Source organism: Aeromonas sp. S2(2024) (assembly GCF_041402505.1).
GTDB classification, from domain to species: Bacteria; Pseudomonadota; Gammaproteobacteria; order Enterobacterales; family Aeromonadaceae; genus Aeromonas; species Aeromonas media.
Window position 1 is genome coordinate 1 of the sequence record NZ_JBGLRL010000033.1, and the last position, 17,410, is coordinate 17,410.

14 protein-coding genes and 3 tRNA genes are annotated in these 17,410 nt (G+C 62.3%); 14 read left to right on the forward strand and 3 right to left on the reverse strand.

Translation table 11 applies throughout. From position 1 onward, the window contains the following. Positions 1–491: 491 nt before the first annotated feature. The 3 genes from ACB039_RS20000 to dauA form a co-directional block, all read right to left on the reverse strand. Entirely contained in the window at positions 492–1,802 is a 1,311-nt protein-coding gene (locus ACB039_RS20000; protein ID WP_005346569.1) for a site-specific integrase, read from the reverse strand. Positions 1,803–1,885: 83 nt separating this feature from the next. Then, positions 1,886–1,973 (reverse strand) — tRNA-Ser (locus ACB039_RS20005). 181 nt (positions 1,974–2,154) lie between these two features. After that, a complete protein-coding gene (dauA, locus tag ACB039_RS20010; RefSeq protein ID WP_182785674.1) occupies positions 2,155–3,891 on the reverse strand; it encodes a C4-dicarboxylic acid transporter DauA in 1,737 nt (578 codons plus the stop codon). Between the two features lie 133 nt (positions 3,892–4,024). Between dauA and ACB039_RS20015 the strand changes: the two genes are divergently transcribed. From ACB039_RS20015 to ACB039_RS20080, 14 genes are all read left to right on the forward strand, one after another. After that, positions 4,025–4,396 carry a hypothetical protein gene (locus ACB039_RS20015; RefSeq protein WP_171269655.1) on the forward strand — a complete coding sequence of 124 codons (372 nt, stop codon included), beginning with the start codon at positions 4,025–4,027 and terminating at the stop codon, positions 4,394–4,396. Positions 4,397–4,448: 52 nt separating this feature from the next. After that, a tRNA-Asn gene (locus ACB039_RS20020) sits at positions 4,449–4,524 on the forward strand. Between the two features lie 2 nt (positions 4,525–4,526). Further along, positions 4,527–4,602, forward strand: a tRNA-Asn gene (locus tag ACB039_RS20025). 311 nt (positions 4,603–4,913) lie between these two features. Beyond that, entirely contained in the window at positions 4,914–6,350 is a 1,437-nt protein-coding gene (locus ACB039_RS20030) for a circularly permuted type 2 ATP-grasp protein (RefSeq protein WP_182785675.1), read from the forward strand. Continuing rightward, entirely contained in the window at positions 6,344–7,270 is a 927-nt protein-coding gene (locus tag ACB039_RS20035) for an alpha-E domain-containing protein (RefSeq protein WP_043130372.1), read from the forward strand. The genes ACB039_RS20030 and ACB039_RS20035 overlap by 7 nt, the downstream gene beginning before the upstream one ends. Then, entirely contained in the window at positions 7,267–8,067 is an 801-nt protein-coding gene (locus tag ACB039_RS20040) for a transglutaminase family protein (protein ID WP_005327427.1), read from the forward strand. Before ACB039_RS20035 ends, ACB039_RS20040 begins: the two co-directional genes overlap by 4 nt. Before the next feature lie 16 nt (positions 8,068–8,083). Then, entirely contained in the window at positions 8,084–8,785 is a 702-nt protein-coding gene (locus ACB039_RS20045) for a peptidase (protein WP_171269652.1), read from the forward strand. Positions 8,786–8,867: 82 nt separating this feature from the next. Further along, a complete protein-coding gene (locus tag ACB039_RS20050) occupies positions 8,868–9,353 on the forward strand; it encodes a YqhA family protein (RefSeq protein ID WP_182785676.1) in 486 nt (161 codons plus the stop codon). Between the two features lie 123 nt (positions 9,354–9,476). After that, positions 9,477–9,926, forward strand: a complete 450-nt coding sequence (locus tag ACB039_RS20055) for a hypothetical protein (RefSeq protein ID WP_005327423.1) — start codon at positions 9,477–9,479, stop codon at positions 9,924–9,926. A 4-nt stretch (positions 9,927–9,930) separates the two neighbouring features. Further along, positions 9,931–12,912 (forward strand): YncE family protein, encoded by a 2,982-nt coding sequence (locus ACB039_RS20060; protein WP_182785677.1) that lies wholly within the window; start codon positions 9,931–9,933, stop codon positions 12,910–12,912. After that, positions 12,912–13,736 (forward strand): FTR1 family protein, encoded by an 825-nt coding sequence (locus tag ACB039_RS20065; RefSeq protein WP_182785678.1) that lies wholly within the window; start codon positions 12,912–12,914, stop codon positions 13,734–13,736. Before ACB039_RS20060 ends, ACB039_RS20065 begins: the two co-directional genes overlap by 1 nt. 85 nt (positions 13,737–13,821) lie before the next feature. Beyond that, entirely contained in the window at positions 13,822–15,246 is a 1,425-nt protein-coding gene (locus ACB039_RS20070; protein WP_182785679.1) for an FAD-dependent oxidoreductase, read from the forward strand. Between the two features lie 139 nt (positions 15,247–15,385). Further along, positions 15,386–15,946 (forward strand): hypothetical protein, encoded by a 561-nt coding sequence (locus ACB039_RS20075; RefSeq protein ID WP_182785680.1) that lies wholly within the window; start codon positions 15,386–15,388, stop codon positions 15,944–15,946. A gap of 179 nt (positions 15,947–16,125) precedes the next feature. Beyond that, positions 16,126–17,385 carry a hypothetical protein gene (locus ACB039_RS20080; protein WP_182788926.1) on the forward strand — a complete coding sequence of 420 codons (1,260 nt, stop codon included), beginning with the start codon at positions 16,126–16,128 and terminating at the stop codon, positions 17,383–17,385. Positions 17,386–17,410 lie beyond the last annotated feature (25 nt).

Sequence of the window (17,410 nt, forward strand, 5' to 3'; positions counted from 1 at the left end):
TGGGAGAGATCTCACTAAAAACTGGGAATAACGCCTTAAATGGCGAAGAAACGGTCTAAATAGGCTGATTCAAGGCATTTACGGGAGAAAAAACGGCTCAAACATGAAGAAGTGAAATGACTGAGTCAGCCGAGAAGAATTTCCCCGCTTATTCGCACCTTCCCTAGTTCTGTGGCCTGCGGGTTCTTGTCATAGGTCATTTGCTCTCATTCCAGCTAACTCTTGCCAGCAGGTTACGAGCGTTCAAGCACCATGTCAACACATTTCGATCACACATTTTTATGGATGTCAATATTTATATTTACAAATATTTATAGGGGCTAATATTGACATGGGCGCATGATATGAATTGGTACTGCAACGACCCACCGTATTGAGATGGGTTGGCTCCTGCGCCCTGGCTATGGCACCAGATGTCATGCTGTCTGGGAGGGGCGCTAACCGCTACATACAGCGCTTAGCGACATATCCAGAGCTCAGGTGGCCTCTCTTCAAATGACTGTCACTAGATCCGCCGGTATCAACTCGATCTTCGCTTTCAACAGGGCAATGCTCACCCGTTTGCCGTAGCGGCCAAAGGTCAGCCCCTCCTTGCTGTGTCCTACCAGCTCCGCCACGATGTGCTCTGCCACATCCGCCTGCTGCAACTCATCAACAAAGGTGTGGCGCATGCCATAGATCGTCGGCCGCCCCTTACCGACAATGCCTGCATTGGTGAGATGGCGCTGGAACCGACACACCAGGTTGTGTGACCAGTCGGCGTCCTGGCCCGAGGGTTTATCGTCAAACAGGTACTGGCTGCCCTGGCTACGGCAGTGGCCGACATACTCTAGGAAGTGATGTCTGATCAGTGCACTGTGCAGCGGAACATCACGGTAGGCGTTGGCCGTCTTGAGCTGCTGATCTTCTTCGCCCGCCTCGACCACCAGACACCAGATCCCCTCGATCTGTTTGACGTTCCGGGTCTTGAGTTGACATGCCTCAGACGGGCGCAGTCCGGCGTAGAGGCAGAGCAGCGGCACCCAGAAGTCCTGGGGCTTGAGTTTTTTGCCTTTTTGGGATTGTTTGGCTCGCAGGCTCGCAAACAGGGTGTCCAGTTGCGGGCGATGCCAGCGTACCCTGGCTTCATCTGCCCGCTTTTTCACTGGCTTCTTGCCCGCCGTTAAGCTGTCGAACGGGTTGCGGCTGCAATAGCCCAGGATCATGCACCAGCGGAAGAACTGCTTGGTGGCGGCAAGGTAATCTGATTTGGTTTTGAAGCTGATACTGTCGTTACGGAGCAGAGTGTTACGGAAGGCTTGAGCTAGGGCAGGCGTTATCTCATCGACCATGTGCCCCTTGGCCCAAGTGACGAACGCCTGAACCCGCAGTTGGAGTTGTCCGACGGATTTATGCTGGATCCCCTCACTGGCCTTACTCTCAATAAACTTCGTCAGCGCCTGTCTGAGGGGGACCCCTGTAGTAGGTGGAGAGGTATCGACGGGTTGCTTGATGGTCTGGGGAACGGACGAAAGCGCAACAGAAAGAGCATGATATTGCGGTACGGTAAAGCCCGCCGCTTTGAATGCATCGATCTCAGCTCTGATCCAGGCATGAAAACTATGGGTCGTGGCATCGGCAGGTGTCGCCGCAATGAGGGTGCGGACACGCGCCGCCAGCACCAGATTACGGTCTACGGCAACTTGACGTTCTTTGGTAAGGAGGGAAGTGCGGATAGCAAACGGCAAGCCACGGTCACGCAAAATCTTGGGCAAGGGAAGCCGAGTGTAGTAGGTGCCGGAGGCATTTTTACTCAGATACATGATTGTTCCACCCAGTTGATCCAGGAAAAAAATCACGTAAGTCTAGAAATGAAAAAACCCGTTGAAATTCAACGGGTTATATTTGGCGGTGAGGGAGGGATTCGAACCCTCGATACGTTGCCGTATACACACTTTCCAGGCGTGCTCCTTCAGCCACTCGGACACCTCACCAAATCTTGGTCTGCTGCTTAACGTGTTCAGCCAACACGGGTTCGTTGCGCTGCTGCGCCGGAACGGGGCGTAATGTAAGGGATAGGAGAAGACCGGTCAATCTCATTTTTCATCTTTTGCCATCGATTGCTCAATTTGCGAACCAAGTGACCAAAAAGATGCCGTTTCCTATCCCTTTACGTCAATTTTCAACCGCTTCGTGAAAATGTTCCCCTCTGATAGCCTCCTCCAGCGAGCCGTAGAACTCCAGCTCACCCGGGACAGGACGCACCTTGGCCCGCGCCAGGGTCTTGAGGGGCTGGAACTGCAGCTCGGCCACCTTCAGCTGGACGCCCGACTTGGCCATGCGCCTGGCAAATTGCTGGAAGGCAGAGAGCCCGCCGGCGTCCAGGATGGAGACGGCCTCCATCTGCAGGATCAGCGCCTTGTGCTCACCCACCTGGGCCAGCAGTTCGTCGAAGACCCGCTCCGCCGCCGCAAAGAACAGGGGACCATTGATCTTGTAGAGCAGGGTCTGCGCCGGCACTTCGCTGGCATAGCGCCCGTGCTCCGCCAGATTGTGCAGCTTGGTCATCTTGGCGATCTCGCGCATGAACAGCAAGGACGCCAGGATCACCCCGAAGGTGATGGCGATGACCATGTCGAAGATGACGGTCAGCGACAGGCAGACCAGCAGCACCAGCACATCCGAGCGGGGCGCCCGGCGCACCAGATCCACTACCTTGTGGGCCTCGCTCATGTTCCAGGCCACCAGCAGCAGCAGGGCGGCCATGGCCGAGAGCGGCAGCCAGGAGAGCCAGGGGGCCAGCACCAGGATGGCGGCCAGCACCACCAGCGCATGGACTATGCCAGAGATGGGCGAGGTAGCACCGGCACGCACGTTGGCGGCGGAGCGCGCGATGGCGGCCGTCGCCGTGATGCCGCCGAAGAAGGGGGCGAGGATGTTGCCTAGCCCCTGCCCCACCAGCTCGCCGTTGGAGCTGTGCTTGCGCCCCGTCATGCCATCCAGCACCACGGCGCAGAGCAGGGATTCGATGGCTCCCAGCATGGCCATGGAGAAGGCGGCGGGCAGCAGCCGCTCGATGGCGGCGAGGTTCCACTCCACCGGCGCCCCGTCCGGCCCGGGCAGGGCCCAGGGCATCACCAGGGTCGGGGCTATGGGGGGGATCCCCATGCCCTGGGTGCCATCGGCCAGGGTATAGCTGAACTTGCTGCCTATGGTGGCCACGTCCACCCCGAACTGGTGCAGACCGAAAGCCAGGCCGACACCCACCAGCACGGCCGGCAGGTGACCCGGCACCGGCAGCCGCAATCTGGGCCAGAGCAGCAGCACCGCCAGAGTGGCCACCCCCACCAGGGTATCTCCCCACTGCCAGCTTGGCAGGGCATGGGCCAGCGCCTGTACCTTGCCGACATAGGTTTCCGGCATCTCGGGGACGTGCAGGCCGAAGAAGTCCTTGATCTGCAAGGTAGCGATCACGATGGCGATACCGCCGGTGAAACCCAGGGTCACCGAGGGCGGAATGTATTCGATGAGACGGCCGAGGCGCGCCATCCCCATGGCCACCAGGAAGAAGCCGGAGATGAGGGTCGCCATCAAGAGGCCCCCCACCCCGAATTGCTGGGCCACCGGATAGAGGATCACCACGAAGGCGGCAGTGGGGCCAGAAATCGAGAAGCGCGACCCCCCCGTCACGGCGATGACGATGCCGGCGATAATGGCGGTGTAGAGGCCGTGCTGGGGCGGCACCCCGCTGGCGATGGCCAGCGCCATGGCGAGCGGAATGGCGATGATGCCGACCGTGATGCCGGCGATGAGGTCGCGGCCGAAACGCGCCACGCTGTAGGGTTCGTCGATGCAGGATTGGCGCAATGCGATAGCCAGCTTCACGCCTTGTAAGGAAGCTTGATTGTGCATGTCTAGGGTAATACCAGAAGAGGGAGACAAAGGCCGGGGTGAACCGGCACCCGATCATCATCAAGGGCCGGCAGAGCTGTCGACGCGGCGATGGTATCCAGAGCAACCATACCTGAGCCGGCCCGATAATTCGATGGGCAGGATCAAGAAATGGCCATTACCCCGCATTATTGTCATCGATAGACCGCATATCGCCGATTTTAACCCCATCCCTCCAGATATCTTGTCATCGCCAATCTGCAGTGCGTCGATACCCCCTATCATCACAGATGCAACACCATCGACAGGCGGTACCTCACCGATTCTCTCGCCCATCACCATCAATGTCGGACCATCCATTGCCGCGCCCCAGCAAGGCAATCCGGGTGCCCCCTCTCACGGCCTGATCAACCGCAACCGCAGGCAGGGGCATCTCAAGCTGCTGATTGTGCTGAAAATAGTCCACAGCGACCAAGTTTTGGGCAAACGGGCCAAAAAGCCCTTTTTCCGTGGAGTGGCGGGTTGACACCCGTCCGGGGGATCATTAATATCCGCTGCGTCTCGACGAGACAGGCTATTCCTCCTTAGTTCAGTCGGTAGAACGGCGGACTGTTAATCCGTATGTCACTGGTTCAAGTCCAGTAGGAGGAGCCAATTCCCTCGTAGTTCAGTCGGTAGAACGGCGGACTGTTAATCCGTATGTCACAGGTTCAAGTCCTGTCGAGGGAGCCATTTTCTAAAGCCCAGTCTCAGGACTGGGCTTTTTCGTTTCTGCTGCCCCAGCACGGGGCAAGGCGAAGCAGCATTGCCTCCCCTCCTTGCCGGTCTCTCCTCATCGCGCCTGGAGGCACTGCCACAAGATGGCGCAGGGCTACCCTCTATGGGGTACCAGTCTGGTGCGGCGCCCTTTTCCCCATGCTGACAGAATAATCATCCATATGATTTATCAGCAGAAAATTACTGATACCGGCCTTCATAGCGACTCAATTGACTGGCACACCCCTTGCAAGTCCTGACGCCAGGGACGTCACAAGGAGTTGCCTATGCTACCCATCAAGCCGCCCGGACCCGGTTGCTACGACGAGATGTTGCTCGCCGACAACCAGTTTCGCGATCACTACCACGCCTACCTGGCGTGGCTGCAGCAGACCGACGAAAAGAGCATAGAGCGCAAGCGTGAGGAGGCCGACCTGCTGTTTCACCGGGTTGGCATCACTTTCAACGTCTATGGGGACGGGGACGGCGCCGAGCGCCTCATCCCGTTCGACAGCATTCCCCGCATCATTCCCGCCCGGGAGTGGCAGCATCTGGACAAGGGGATCCGCCAGCGCGTCACCGCCCTCAACGCCTTCCTGCACGACATCTATCACGATCAGCGCATCCTGAAGGCGGGGGTGATCCCGGCCGCCCAGATCCTCACCAATGCCCAGTACCAGCCCTGCATGCAGGGGGTCGACCTGCACCGCAATACCTATGTCCACATCACCGGGGTCGACATCATCCGCAACAGCGACGGCGACTACTACGTGCTGGAGGACAATCTGCGCACTCCCTCCGGGGTCTCCTACATGCTGGAGAACCGCAAGATGATGATGCGCCTCTTCCCTGAGCTGTTTCACAACCAGCCCATAGCGCCGGTGGAGCGCTACCCGGCGCTCTTGTTGCAGACCCTGCGCGAGAGCAGCCCGGTGGACAACCCCTGCGTGGTGGTGATGACCCCGGGCCGCTTCAACAGCGCCTACTTCGAGCACAGCTTCCTCGCCCAGCAGATGGGGGTGGAGCTGGTGGAGAGCGCGGATCTGGTGGTCAAGGATGGTCAGGTGCTGATGCGCACCACCACGGGACTGAAAAGGGTGGATGTCATCTATCGCCGCATCGACGACGACTACCTGGATCCCCTCGCCTTCAACCCGGACTCCCTCATCGGTGTGCCCGGCCTGCTCTCTGTCTATCGCGCCGGCGGCGTGGTGCTGGCCAATGCCATCGGCACCGGGGTGGCCGATGACAAGTCCATCTACCCCTATGTGCCGGAGATGATCCGCTTCTACCTGGGGGAGGAGCCCATCCTCAACAACGTCCCCACCTGGCAGTGCCGGGAACCCGAGGCCCTGGCCTATGTGCTGGCGCACCTGGAGGAGCTGGTGGTCAAGGAGGTCCATGGCGCCGGCGGCTACGGCATGCTCATCGGCCCCTGCGCCAGCCGCGAGGAGCTGGCCCGTTTTCGCGAGCTGCTCAAGGCCAGGCCGGACAACTACATCGCCCAGCCGACGCTCTCTCTGTCCACCTGCCCCACCTTCGTCGAGGCGGGCATCGCCCCCCGCCACATCGACCTGCGTCCCTTCGTCCTCACCGGACAGGAGCTGCGCCTGGTGCCGGGCGGCCTGACCCGGGTCGCCCTCACCGAAGGCTCCCTGGTGGTCAACTCCTCCCAGGGCGGCGGCACCAAGGACACCTGGGTCATGGAGGGCAACCCATGCTGAGCCGTACCGCAAGTGAACTCTACTGGATGTCCCGCCATCTGGAGCGGGCGGAGAACACGGCCCGCATGCTGGACGTCACCCAGACCATGTCGCTGATGCCCTCCATCGACGCCGATCACAGCGAGCTGCTGGCCCCCCTCACCATCAGCGGCACCCACGAGCCCTTCCTGGCCCGCTATGGCCAGGTGAACATGGAGAACCTGCTGCAATTTTTCTGCTTCGACGAGGAGAACCCGGTCAGCATCTTCAGTTGTCTGCGCATGGCCAGGGACAACGCCCACGGGGTGCGGGGCAAGATCCCGGGAGAAGTGTGGGAGAGCATCAACGCCGCCTGGATAGAGATCCGCCGGCGCCGCAAGGCGGGGCTCTCCAGCGGCCAGGCCCAGGAGTTCTTCGACTGGATCAAGGAGCGCTCCCACCAGTTCCGCGGCGCCACCTACGGCACCATCATGCGGGGGGACGTACTCTGGTTCCTGCGCCTTGGCACCTTCATCGAGCGGGCCGACAACACGGCGCGCATCCTCACCGTCAAGTACCAGGTGATCCGGGAAGATGAAGACAGCGTGCGCGAGTTCTACCGCTGGAACGCCCTGCTGCGCTCGGTGGGGGCCTACGAGGCGCACCAGACCCTCTACAAGACCCTTTCCCACGCCTCCATCGCCGAGCTGCTGATCCTGCGCAACGAAGTGCCGCGCTCCCTGCGCGCCTGCCTCGACGAGATGGAGCTGATCCTGGCCCAGATCGAGGGCAACGCCGGGCAGACGCCCCGGCGTCTCACCACCATACTCAACGCCCATCTGACCTATGGCACCATCGACGATGTCTTTGCCCTCGGCATGCAGGCGTATCTGAGCAATTTCCTCGGCGACATCGGCGCCATCGGCCAAAGCATCCACGCCGCCTACCTGGAGGTATTATGAGACTCATCATCGATCACCAGACCCGCTACCACTATGCCGACGTGGTGCGCCGCAGCACCCAGTACCTGCGCCTGACCCCCCACAGCACCGCCCGCCAGCAGATCCTCTCCTGGCAGCTGGAGCTGCCGGGGGAGGCCACCTGCACCACGGACGGTTACGGCAACATACTGCACGTGCTGAGCCTGGAGTCCCCCCACGAGGGGATCCTGATCCGCGCCCATGGCGAGGTGGAGATCTGCGACGACGCCCCGGAGGATGAAGAGCACTCTCCCATCTCCCCCCTGAGCTACCTGAGGCCCACTCCCCTCACCAGTCCGACCCCGGCCCTGCGGGATCTCGCGAAGGCCTGCCTGCCAGAGGAGCCCGCCCTGGCCGACTTGCAGAGCCTGATGGCACGCATCCTGGTGCTGATGCCCTATCAGCCCGGCAGCACGGACGCCACCTTCAGCGCCGACGAGGCCCTCGCCTCGGGCAGCGGCGTCTGTCAGGACCACACCCATGTGTTCCTGACCTGCTGCCGCCATGCCGGTCTGCCGGCGCGGTACGTGAGCGGTTACCTCTACAGCCAGGACAGCAGCCACGTGGCGATGCACGCCTGGGCCGAGGTGTGGATTGAGGCGCGCTGGCACACCTTCGATGTCACCAACCTCACCTGCTCCGCCAACGAGCACCTCAAGCTCGCGGTCGGCATGGATTACCTGGATGCCTGTCCGGTGCGCGGGGTGCGCTACGGCGGCGGCTGCGAGCAGTTGCAGAGCCAGGCGCGGGTCACTCGCCTGGATGGGCAGCAGCAATGAAGGCCGGGAGAGTCTCATGACCTACTGCGTCGCCATGTGCCTGCAAGACGGCATGGTGTTTGCCTCCGACTCGCGCACCAATGCGGGGGTGGATCACATCGCCACCTTCCGCAAACTGCACCTCTTCAACCGGGAGGACAGGGTGCTGGTGCTGCAAAGCGCCGGCAATCTGGCCACTACCCAGAGCGTCATCAGCCTGCTGACGGAGGGGCAGGAGCTCCTTGCCCTCCCCAGCCTCTACGAGGTCGCGGCCCTCATCGGCCAGACCATACGCACCGTCATCAGCCGGGATGGGGGCCAGCAGCAGGGCCATGTCAACTTCGGCTGCAACATCCTGCTGGGGGGGCAGATCCGGGGGGAGCGCCATCGCCTGTTCCACATCTATCCGGAGGGCAACTTCATCGAGGCAAGCGTCGACACCCCCTACTTCCAGATTGGTGAGAGCAAGTACGGCAAGCCCATCATCGACCGCATCATCCACCATGAGACGCCGCTTCAGACCGCCCTGCAGTGTGCCCTCATCTCCATCGACTCGACCCTGCGCAGCAACCTTTCGGTGGGCTTGCCCCTGGATGCCCTGGTCTATCCCGAGGGGAGCTTCTCGGCGGCACACCAGCACCGCATCACCGAACAGAACCCCCACTTCCTGGCGCTGCGAAAGGCCTGGGGAGAGGGGTTGCAGCAACTGTTCCAGGGTCTCCCCACCTTCCCCCTCTAAGCCGGGCGGGAGGCGCCAAGGCGCTTTCCCGCTCCTTTCTTTCCGGATATTCTGGCTGCCTTTCTTTTCGATGGAGTTTCCCATGCGCCGCTTCAACGTCATGCTCAACGGCAGCCGGTTGATGATGTTTCCCTTCTATGTCTGCATCCTTATCTGTGTCGCCCTCTTGATGGTGAAGTTTGCCATGCAGCTCTATGTGCTGTGCCGCGACATCATCGACATCCACTATCTGGATCTCATCACCGGGGTGCTCACCCTGGTGGACTTCGTGCTGGTGGCCCAGATGCTGATCCTGGTGGCCATCTGCGGCTACGTGCAGTTCATCAAGACCCCGGAGCAGCGGGCGGCCCTGGGTGACAACTGGCTCAGCAAGATCAACTTCGCCTCACTCAAACTCATCGTCATCAACTCTCTGGTGACCATTGCCGGGATCGAGGTGCTCAAGGCCTTCCTGGACGACGGTTCCGGCAACGAGACAGAGATGAAATGGTCGGTCATCGTGTTCCTCGCCTTCTCCACCGCGGCCCTCATCTACGCCATCACGGAACGGCTGGCAGACCACAAGTGACCCGTCCCTGATTTCATTCAGGATCTATTCATCAAGGACCGAATTGATAACTCTTTTCATTACCCTTACTGCGTTATAAACTTGCTCCCCCCGGGCCGTACCGCCCGGGCGTTGGAGCAATCAATGACAAGCCTTTCCCTCTCACCCCGACAGTGCTGGCAGTGGCTGGCCTACCACCATCAGGCCGCCGAGGGCTCCCTCTACCTGATGTTTTTCTCCGGCCTGCTGCTGTGGGAGCCGCTGACCCCGGTCTGGTCCCTGGCACGCTGGAATCTGTTTCTCCATGTCATGCTCTCACTCACCCTGTTTCCCTTGCTGTTTGGTGCCTTCTGGCTCTCTCATCGCAGTCTGCTGAGCAAGAGCCGCAAGCCTTTCTTGCGCACCACCGGGCGCATCATCGAAGCCTTGCTGCTGGTCTGTCTGGCCAGCGGCCTGCTGCTGGTGCTGCACGGCACCCCGGGGGATAGCCTCGGCAACCTTGCCAGCTGGGCCCACTGGCTGAGCGCGCTCGCGTTGACGCCCCTGGTGCTGCGCCACGCCTGGCGCTGGACCATCTTGACATGGCGCACCTGATCTTATGTTGAAGTTGTTGTTATCCCTGATGTTCGCCGCCCTGCTGCCGGGGACTGCCTCCGCCCAGGAGATGGGCACCGCCATGATCGCCTATGACGAGGGCGACGCCCCTCGCCTGCTGGTGGCCAACCAGGGCGCTGGCTCGGTCACCCTGCTTGAACGAAAAAGCGGCAAGCGACTCAACGAGGTGCAACTAGGGGGGGATCTGCGCCAGCTGGCCCGCGCAGACGACGGTACCCTGCTGGTCACCGATTACAGCGGCGATCGCCTGCTGCTGCTGGATGATGATCTCGACCTGGAAAAGGCGATCCCCACCGGCCATCGACCCTACGGCGTCATCTTCGACCCCAAACGGCGCTGGTTCTGGGTCAGCCTGTTCGAATCGGGTCGCCTGCAGGCCTATGACAGCTCGGGCAAGCTCCAGCTGGATGCAGAGACTGCCGAGACCCCGCGCGGGCTGGCATTGACCGACGACGATCGCCTGCTGCTCACCCACGCCATGACGGGCCAACTCGCCATCTATGATCTCGCCAGGCTTGAGAACGGCGCCAAAGGCGCGACCCTGCCCAAACCCAGGCTCATTACCCTGGCCGAGACCCACAGCGCCACACCAAGCAACTCCCAGGGCTTGCCGCGCCTGCTCGATGGCATCGCCCTCTCCCCCGATGGCAGCGAAGCCTGGCTGCCCCATGTGCTGTGGAGTTTCGACCACCCCTTCCAGTTTCAGAGCACCGTCTTCCCGGCGGTCTCCATCATAAATCTGGATGAAGAGAGTGAGCGCATCACTGAACGAGTAGACGAGCGCAAGCAGCTCTTTTTGCAGATCAACCTGCCAAACGTCGGCAACCGCAGCCAGATCGTCTCCAACCCGTTCGCGGCGCGCTTCGCCGCCGACGGCAAGCGGGTCTATCTGACCCTGGCGGGCTCCGAGGACTTGCTGGTGTTCGACCTCTCGCGCAGCGGCAAGCAAAACAGCAACCGCCACCGCCGCAAGAAGTTCCAGGGAGGCGTCAAGGCGACCCAGCTGCTGCGCCACCTGCCGGGCCAGAATCCTCGGGACTTGCTGATCGATGGCGACCACATTCTGGTGCACAACGCCATGGGACAGGATCTCACCCGCCTCAGTACCGGCGGCAGCAGCCCCTTCGCCCGGGTGACAGTGGATGTGCCCCACTTCGCCAAACTGGTGGAGACGGATCCCCGCCCCGAGCCTCCCAAGCGCGGCGAGCGGTTGTTCAACCTGGGTAATACCGCCGCCAACAGCCGCTTCCCCATGGCCGGGGACAACTGGATGAGCTGCAACTCCTGCCATCTGGACGGCTTCAACTTCACCAACCGCCACCTGATGGCGGCCCATCGCCAGAAGAGCGGCGACAACGCCATCAACGGCCACGCCAACCTCGCCAACATGGTGGCGGGGGACTTTGTCGGCGAATACCTGCGCATGACTCAGCAAACCCAGGGCGGCATGGGCCACGACACCCGAGATGGCGCGGCAGTGGTGGATCCCGCCAAGCCCCAACCCGAAGTGCAGGCGATGATGGAGGATCTGCACGCCTTCGTGACGGCGGACGGCAACCTCCCCTATCTTGCCAACTGGCTGCGACTCGATGCCCCGCGCACAGATCCCGCCAAGGCGCCGACCACTCACCCGAAAGCGTGGCTCAACTCCGCCTCCTGCCAGAACTGCCACCAACAGGCCTTCAAAGACTGGAGCGAGAGCAACCACAGGCTGATGGGCAACTCCCACCCCTACTACAAGGTGGTGCAGGCGCTGGCCCGCGAGACCGAAGGGGAAGCGTTCGGCCAGTGGTGTCAGGGCTGCCACATGCCCCAGCAGGTGCTGAACGGCCAGCAGGATCTGCCCAAGGGTTCCCACATGTTTGAGCAGGGCGGCGCCTCGCTGGTTGCGGCCCACAAGGCAGGTGAACCGGTTGTCGAGGAAGGCACCGGCTGCGTGCTGTGCCATCGCATCACCAAACTCGAGGATGCTGGCGGCAACAGTGCCTTCACGGTGAACCTGAAAGACAGGGAGAGTTATGTGTTCGAGGATGCCCCGGGGGGCAGCCTTCAGCACTGGCTGGCCGAGCGGCAGATCAACTCCCGCCCCGCCATGCACAAGGCCTCCTACCAGAAGGATTTCTACCGGGATGCGGCCCTGTGCAAGTCGTGTCACAACGAGTTTGCCCCGGGCACCGGCGCCAACATCGTCAACACCTGGGATGAGTGGGAGAACTCCAGCTTCGCGAAAGCAGACGATCCCGCCAGGCGGCGCACCTGCATCGACTGCCACATGAATCCGGAGCCCGGCAACGGCGGCGAACCGGTAGCGGGCCAATCCACCGAAAACGGCCCGGTGAAGGAACGGCTCTATCGCCACAACTTCACCGGCGCCCAGCACCAGCTGGTGGGGCTGAGGAACCCGGCCCTCGAGCAGGAGAGCCTGGCACTGCTGCGCGCCAGCGCCACGCTCTCCGCCCGCATTGATGGGACTGTCGATAACCGCCAGTTGGTGGTGCGGGTTACCAACGTCGGCGCCGGCCACGCCCTCCCCACCGGGGTGGCCGATTTTCGCGAGATCTGGCTGGAGCTGACCGTCACCGACGCCAACGGAAACATCGTGCTCACCAGCGGCCAGCCGGTGAACAGCGCCGTGCCCGAGGATGCGCGCCTGTTCAGGAAGGTGTTCGGCGATGCCGAGGGCAAGCCGGTGGGACTCAAGTTCTGGCGCTACGCCAAGCTCCTTGAAGATACCCGCATTCCGGCCGATGGCTGGCGCGATGAAGTCTGGCCGCTGCCGGCGGATGCCCAAGGCCCCTTCAAGGCCGACATCAGACTCAATTTCCGCACCTACCCCAAGTGGGTCAGTGATGCGGTGCGCGCCGCCGAGCCGGACTTGCCGGCGCCACCCATAGTGCAACTCAATCGGCTGCAACTGACCCTGCAGCCCCTCCCCATCACGCCCGATACGGAGCCTCAATCCTGATGTTCGCAAGTTTTCTCATTACCCTACGTGAGGGGCTGGAAGCCTTCCTGCTGGTCGGCATCTGCCTCTCCTACCTCGCCAAGCTGGGGGCGAGCCGCTACAACAAGCTCATCTATCTGGGAGTCGGGCTCGGCCTTATCACCTCCCTCGTCGTCGCCTTCCTGTTCCAGGTGGTGGTGAGCCAGTTCGAGAGCGAGCGCTACAACCACCTGCTGATGGCGGGGATCCTGCTCTTCGCCACCCTGGTGCTCACCTACATGGCGATCTGGATGCAGAAGCAGGCCAAATCCCAGGTGGGGGCCATGACGGCACGCATCGATGCGGCCATCGATGGCGGCAACCTCTTTGGCCTGGTGCTGCTCGCCTTCCTCGCCGTGATGCGCGAGGGGTTTGAAACCGTGCTGTTCTTCTCGGCCCTGATCTACTCAGGGCAGGGGGTGGATCTGCATGAGGGGCTCATCGGCGCCTTGGGCGGATTGCTGGTCTCGGTGGCGTTGGTATGGGGGCTGCTGCGATCCACCCGCAAGGTGGCGCTGGCCCCCTTCTTCCGCTGGACCGGCCTGCTCATCATCATCATCGCCGCTGGCCTGCTCTCCTCTGCGGTCAACATGTTGCAGGCGGCAGACGTCATCACCTTCTGGACCACGCCCGTGTTCAACATCAGCCAGGTTCTCGACGATCGGGGGGTCTTTGGTACCTTCCTGCGCGCCCTGTTTGGCTACAATGCCTCGCCGGCCGGCCTGCAGCTGCTGACCTGGGCTGCCTATCTGGTCATCTTCGTCACCCTCTGGCATCGCAGCTATCAACCCAGGGCCCAAGGCTGATCGCGCGTTGCGCAGCTCCCTCAAAAGCGGCCAAGGGGCCGCTTTTTAAGCCTCTTCCTTTGCCAGATTTTTCGGATAGACAGTCATGAGCGACAACAACAAGAAAAACATTGCGGTGCTGGGTGCCGGTCCCGCAGGGCTGATGGCCGCCTGGCGCCTCTGCCAGGCCGGTTTTACGGTCACCCTGTTCGAGCAAGAGAGCGTGGTGGGCGGCATGTGCGCCACCCAGACCTTCAAGGGGCGCGACGGCGACTATCGCTTCGACTACGGCGGCCACCGCTTTATCACCAAGAACCCCGAGCTGCTCACCTTTATCGACGAGCTGATGGGGGACGACCTGCTCCACGCCGAGCGCAAGAGCGTGATCCGCTTTGGCGGGCGCACCTATGACTACCCCCTCAATCTGACCAACCTGCTCAAGACAGCGCCGCTGCCACTGATGGCCGGGGCGATGAAGGATCTGCTGCTGTTGCCCTTTGCCAAGAAGCCCACCGATTTTGCCAGGGCGAGCTTTGCCGAGTGGATCCAGAGCCACTTCGGTCGCACCCTCTATCGCCAGTTCTTCGAGGGCTACACCGGCAAGCTGTGGGGCATCAACCCTGACCGTCTCTCCGCCGACTGGGCCGGCCAGCGCATCAGCCTGATCGATCTCAAAGACGTGGCCCGCCGCCTGCTGCCAAGGCGCAGCGGCAACCTCTCGGTGCGTACCTATGCCCGCAAATATCGTTATCCAAAGTATGGCTTCGGCCAGATCTTCACCACCCTGGGCGAGCGGCTGGTGGCCGAGGGGGTAGAGCTCAAGACCGGCGCCACCATCACCCGCCTCGAGCAGGCTGATGGCCGCATTGAGCGGGTGTATTGGTCACAAGTTGACGTTGAGCAGAGCGAGCGCTTTGATCAGGTGATCTCCACCCTGCCGCTGCCGCTCACCTGCCAGCATCTGGGCTTGCCGTGCGATCTGCACTACCGGTCGCTTCGCTTCGTCAATATGCCTCTCAAGCAGGAGAACCTGTCGGACAACACCTGGCAGTACCTCTCCGACCCCCATATTCTGGCCACCCGCCTGCAGGAGCCGCGCCGGCGCAGCCCCTTTATGGCACCCCAGGGCCAGACTTCGGTGATGCTGGAGATCCCCTGCAACCCGGGGGATGCCACCTGGCAGGCACCGCTGGCCGATCTGCGCGGCCGGGTCACCGCTGATCTCGCGAGCCTCGGCGTCGATACCCAGAAGCTTGGCGATGAGACCTTCGAGGCGCGCAGCGAGTACGCCTATCCGCTGATGGATTTGGGCTATCAGGCACGCCGCAACGAAGCCATCAAGGCGCTGATGCCGATCAATAACCTCATCATGACCGGCCGTCAGGGGACATTCCGCTACATCTTCACCGACACCGCCATGGAGATGGGCATGATGGCTGCCGACATGGTGATCGACGGGGTGGACAGACGCCACGCCATCTTTAACCATCGCAATGAAAATACCGTGATTGAAACCCAGAGCGTGGCCTGATGATTGTCGGTGTCCAACAAGTAGACAGACGCCGCAACACCTTCAATCATCGCAACGAAAACACCGTGATCGAAACCCAGAGCGTGGCCTGAGGGCCGCGCCATTGGCATAACCTTTTGGCATAAGTAAGGAGAACAGGATGAACATACGCCCGGGTTTACTTGCCCTCACCCTGCTGCTGACGCTGAGCGGCCAGGCGCAGGCTTACTCCTACGCCGCCGCCGGCAAAGAGCCGCTGATCGAGGCCCGTGAGGCGCTGCTTGGCGCCGCCACTGACGGCAAGGATGCCAGCGCCACCTTGAGCGAGATTGCCGACGAGCTCGCCTATCTGGAGCAGCATCACAAGGTCGAGTTGCAAGCACCGCTCGCGGCCGCTATCAAGGCCAAAGACGCCGCAGCGACCGCGGCCCTGCTCAACCGGGCCTACAAGGCGGAGATCGAACGCCGTCTCGAGGGGGCCAGCCAGAACCTTGGCGACTACCAGACCGCCAAGGTGCTGGTGGTCAAGAGCAAGCACTTCCTCGACTTGATCCTCCCCTCCCTGAGCGAAGGGGATCGCAAGGCGGCCGATCAGGCACTGGCCAAGGTGCTCGACGCCATTGGCAACCCGGGGGTATTCGGGGTAGGCGCCAAGCCCGCCGATGCCGCCGCCTTCGCCGAGGCGGAAAAAACGCTGATGGCCGTGCTGGCGCCGCTCTGATGGCAACCCGCCAATCATTGCGCCAACTCGCTGTGACAAACGGTGGGTTTCGCTTCGCGCTACCCACCCTGCGCACGGCCTGCCGCTAGATGCACCGGGACGCCGGTTTGCCCCCTTCTTCCCTTGCGGGAGAAGGGGGGGGTCACCACGGCCGATTACGCTTCGCTAATCGACCTTACCTGCTGATCCTGCTGCAAGGGGTGTGGATTTGCTGGCTGCTCGCCTTCCCGGTGGCGCTGGATTCCGACGATGCCCTCAACTTCGCACACGGGGTGATGCGCTTCAGCGTGCTGGAGTTCTCCCCCCACTTTCCGGGCTACCCCGCCTTTATCTGGCTGGCACGGTTGATCAACCTGGCGGTGGACGATCCCGCCGCCGCAGTGCAGTGGGCGAGCCTCTTCGGCACGGCGCTGATCGCACCACTCGCCGCTGGACTTGCGGCCAGGCTGTGGCAACGCCCGGGTCTCTTTGCGCCGGTCTGGCTGCTGGTGCTGGCCCTGCCGCTCACCCCGACGCTGGCGCTCTCCGGCCTCTCGGACGGGCCGGCACTGGCCGCCTGGCTCGGGGCGCTGCTGGCCTTGCTGCATCGCAAGATAACACTGGCCGGTCTGCTGCTGGGCCTCATGCTGGCGCTGCGCCCCTCCTACTTGGTGCTGGCCCTGCTGCCGTTGTGGCTGGGGATGGCGCACAAGGGTGAGCGCCTTAAGCTTCTGCTCTCCATCACCCTGGTGGGGCTAGCCTGCCTGCTGTTTGTCTGGCAGGCCGATGGCTGGGCCTATTTTGCCGAGGGGCGGCGCTTTACCGACGGCCACTTCACCCTCTGGGGCAACACGGCGGCGGCCCACGGGGATCGGCTACTGAGCTGGGCCCACACCTTCAGCGATCAATTGACCCCGCTCTGGCCCCTGCCGATGGGAGCGCTGCTGGTGCTGCCGCTCTGGCAACGAGCGCGCCAACAACAGACCATGTCGTCGCTCTGGACCCTCTACTGGCTCGCCCTGCTGCTCTGGACCTTGTTTGGCCAGAACCCGGACAATCCCCGCCATCTGGCGCCCATCACCCTGCTCGGTATAGTGCTGCTGGCGGGCAGGCTGCCCCAATGGGGCGAACGCCCTGCCATGCTGGGAGCCCTGTTGCTGCTCTGCACCACACTCACCGCGCCAGCGCCGCCCGCCATGGTGCAGGCAGCAAGGCTGGCAGAAAAAGCGTGCCCGGCGCTGGTGACTCAGTGGGGAGTACGGCTGCTTAGGGAAACCACGGCATTACCCGTCACCGACGGCTGGTATCAGGGGGATGCCGCCCTTGCGCTCACCCAGGGGGCCTGCCGCCTCAGTCGCCGCCCCATAGCGCAGAACGAGATGCAGCTCCCCCACCAGACGCACTGGTTTGCCCCCCGCTTTGGCGCCGAACCCGGCCTCTGGCTCGCCATACCGCGCTGACAGGCTCAAGGCTCTGGCCCAAACG

Bases quoted from the DNA above. Each gene is read 5' to 3' on its own strand.
- ACB039_RS20030 (WP_182785675.1), top strand. From the start codon at position 4,914: ATGCTACCCATCAAGCCGCCCGGACCCGGTTGCTACGACGAGATGTTG.
- ACB039_RS20055 (WP_005327423.1), top strand. From the start codon at position 9,477: ATGACAAGCCTTTCCCTCTCACCCCGACAGTGCTGGCAGTGGCTGGCC.
- ACB039_RS20075 (WP_182785680.1), top strand. From the start codon at position 15,386: ATGAACATACGCCCGGGTTTACTTGCCCTCACCCTGCTGCTGACGCTG.
- ACB039_RS20065 (WP_182785678.1), top strand. From the start codon at position 12,912: ATGTTCGCAAGTTTTCTCATTACCCTACGTGAGGGGCTGGAAGCCTTC.
- ACB039_RS20015 (WP_171269655.1), top strand. From the start codon at position 4,025: ATGGGCAGGATCAAGAAATGGCCATTACCCCGCATTATTGTCATCGAT.
- ACB039_RS20070 (WP_182785679.1), top strand. From the start codon at position 13,822: ATGAGCGACAACAACAAGAAAAACATTGCGGTGCTGGGTGCCGGTCCC.
- ACB039_RS20035 (WP_043130372.1), top strand. From the start codon at position 6,344: ATGCTGAGCCGTACCGCAAGTGAACTCTACTGGATGTCCCGCCATCTG.
- dauA (WP_182785674.1), bottom strand. From the start codon at position 3,891: ATGCACAATCAAGCTTCCTTACAAGGCGTGAAGCTGGCTATCGCATTG.
- ACB039_RS20040 (WP_005327427.1), top strand. From the start codon at position 7,267: ATGAGACTCATCATCGATCACCAGACCCGCTACCACTATGCCGACGTG.
- ACB039_RS20050 (WP_182785676.1), top strand. From the start codon at position 8,868: ATGCGCCGCTTCAACGTCATGCTCAACGGCAGCCGGTTGATGATGTTT.
- ACB039_RS20060 (WP_182785677.1), top strand. From the start codon at position 9,931: ATGTTGAAGTTGTTGTTATCCCTGATGTTCGCCGCCCTGCTGCCGGGG.
- ACB039_RS20000 (WP_005346569.1), bottom strand. From the start codon at position 1,802: ATGTATCTGAGTAAAAATGCCTCCGGCACCTACTACACTCGGCTTCCC.
- ACB039_RS20045 (WP_171269652.1), top strand. From the start codon at position 8,084: ATGACCTACTGCGTCGCCATGTGCCTGCAAGACGGCATGGTGTTTGCC.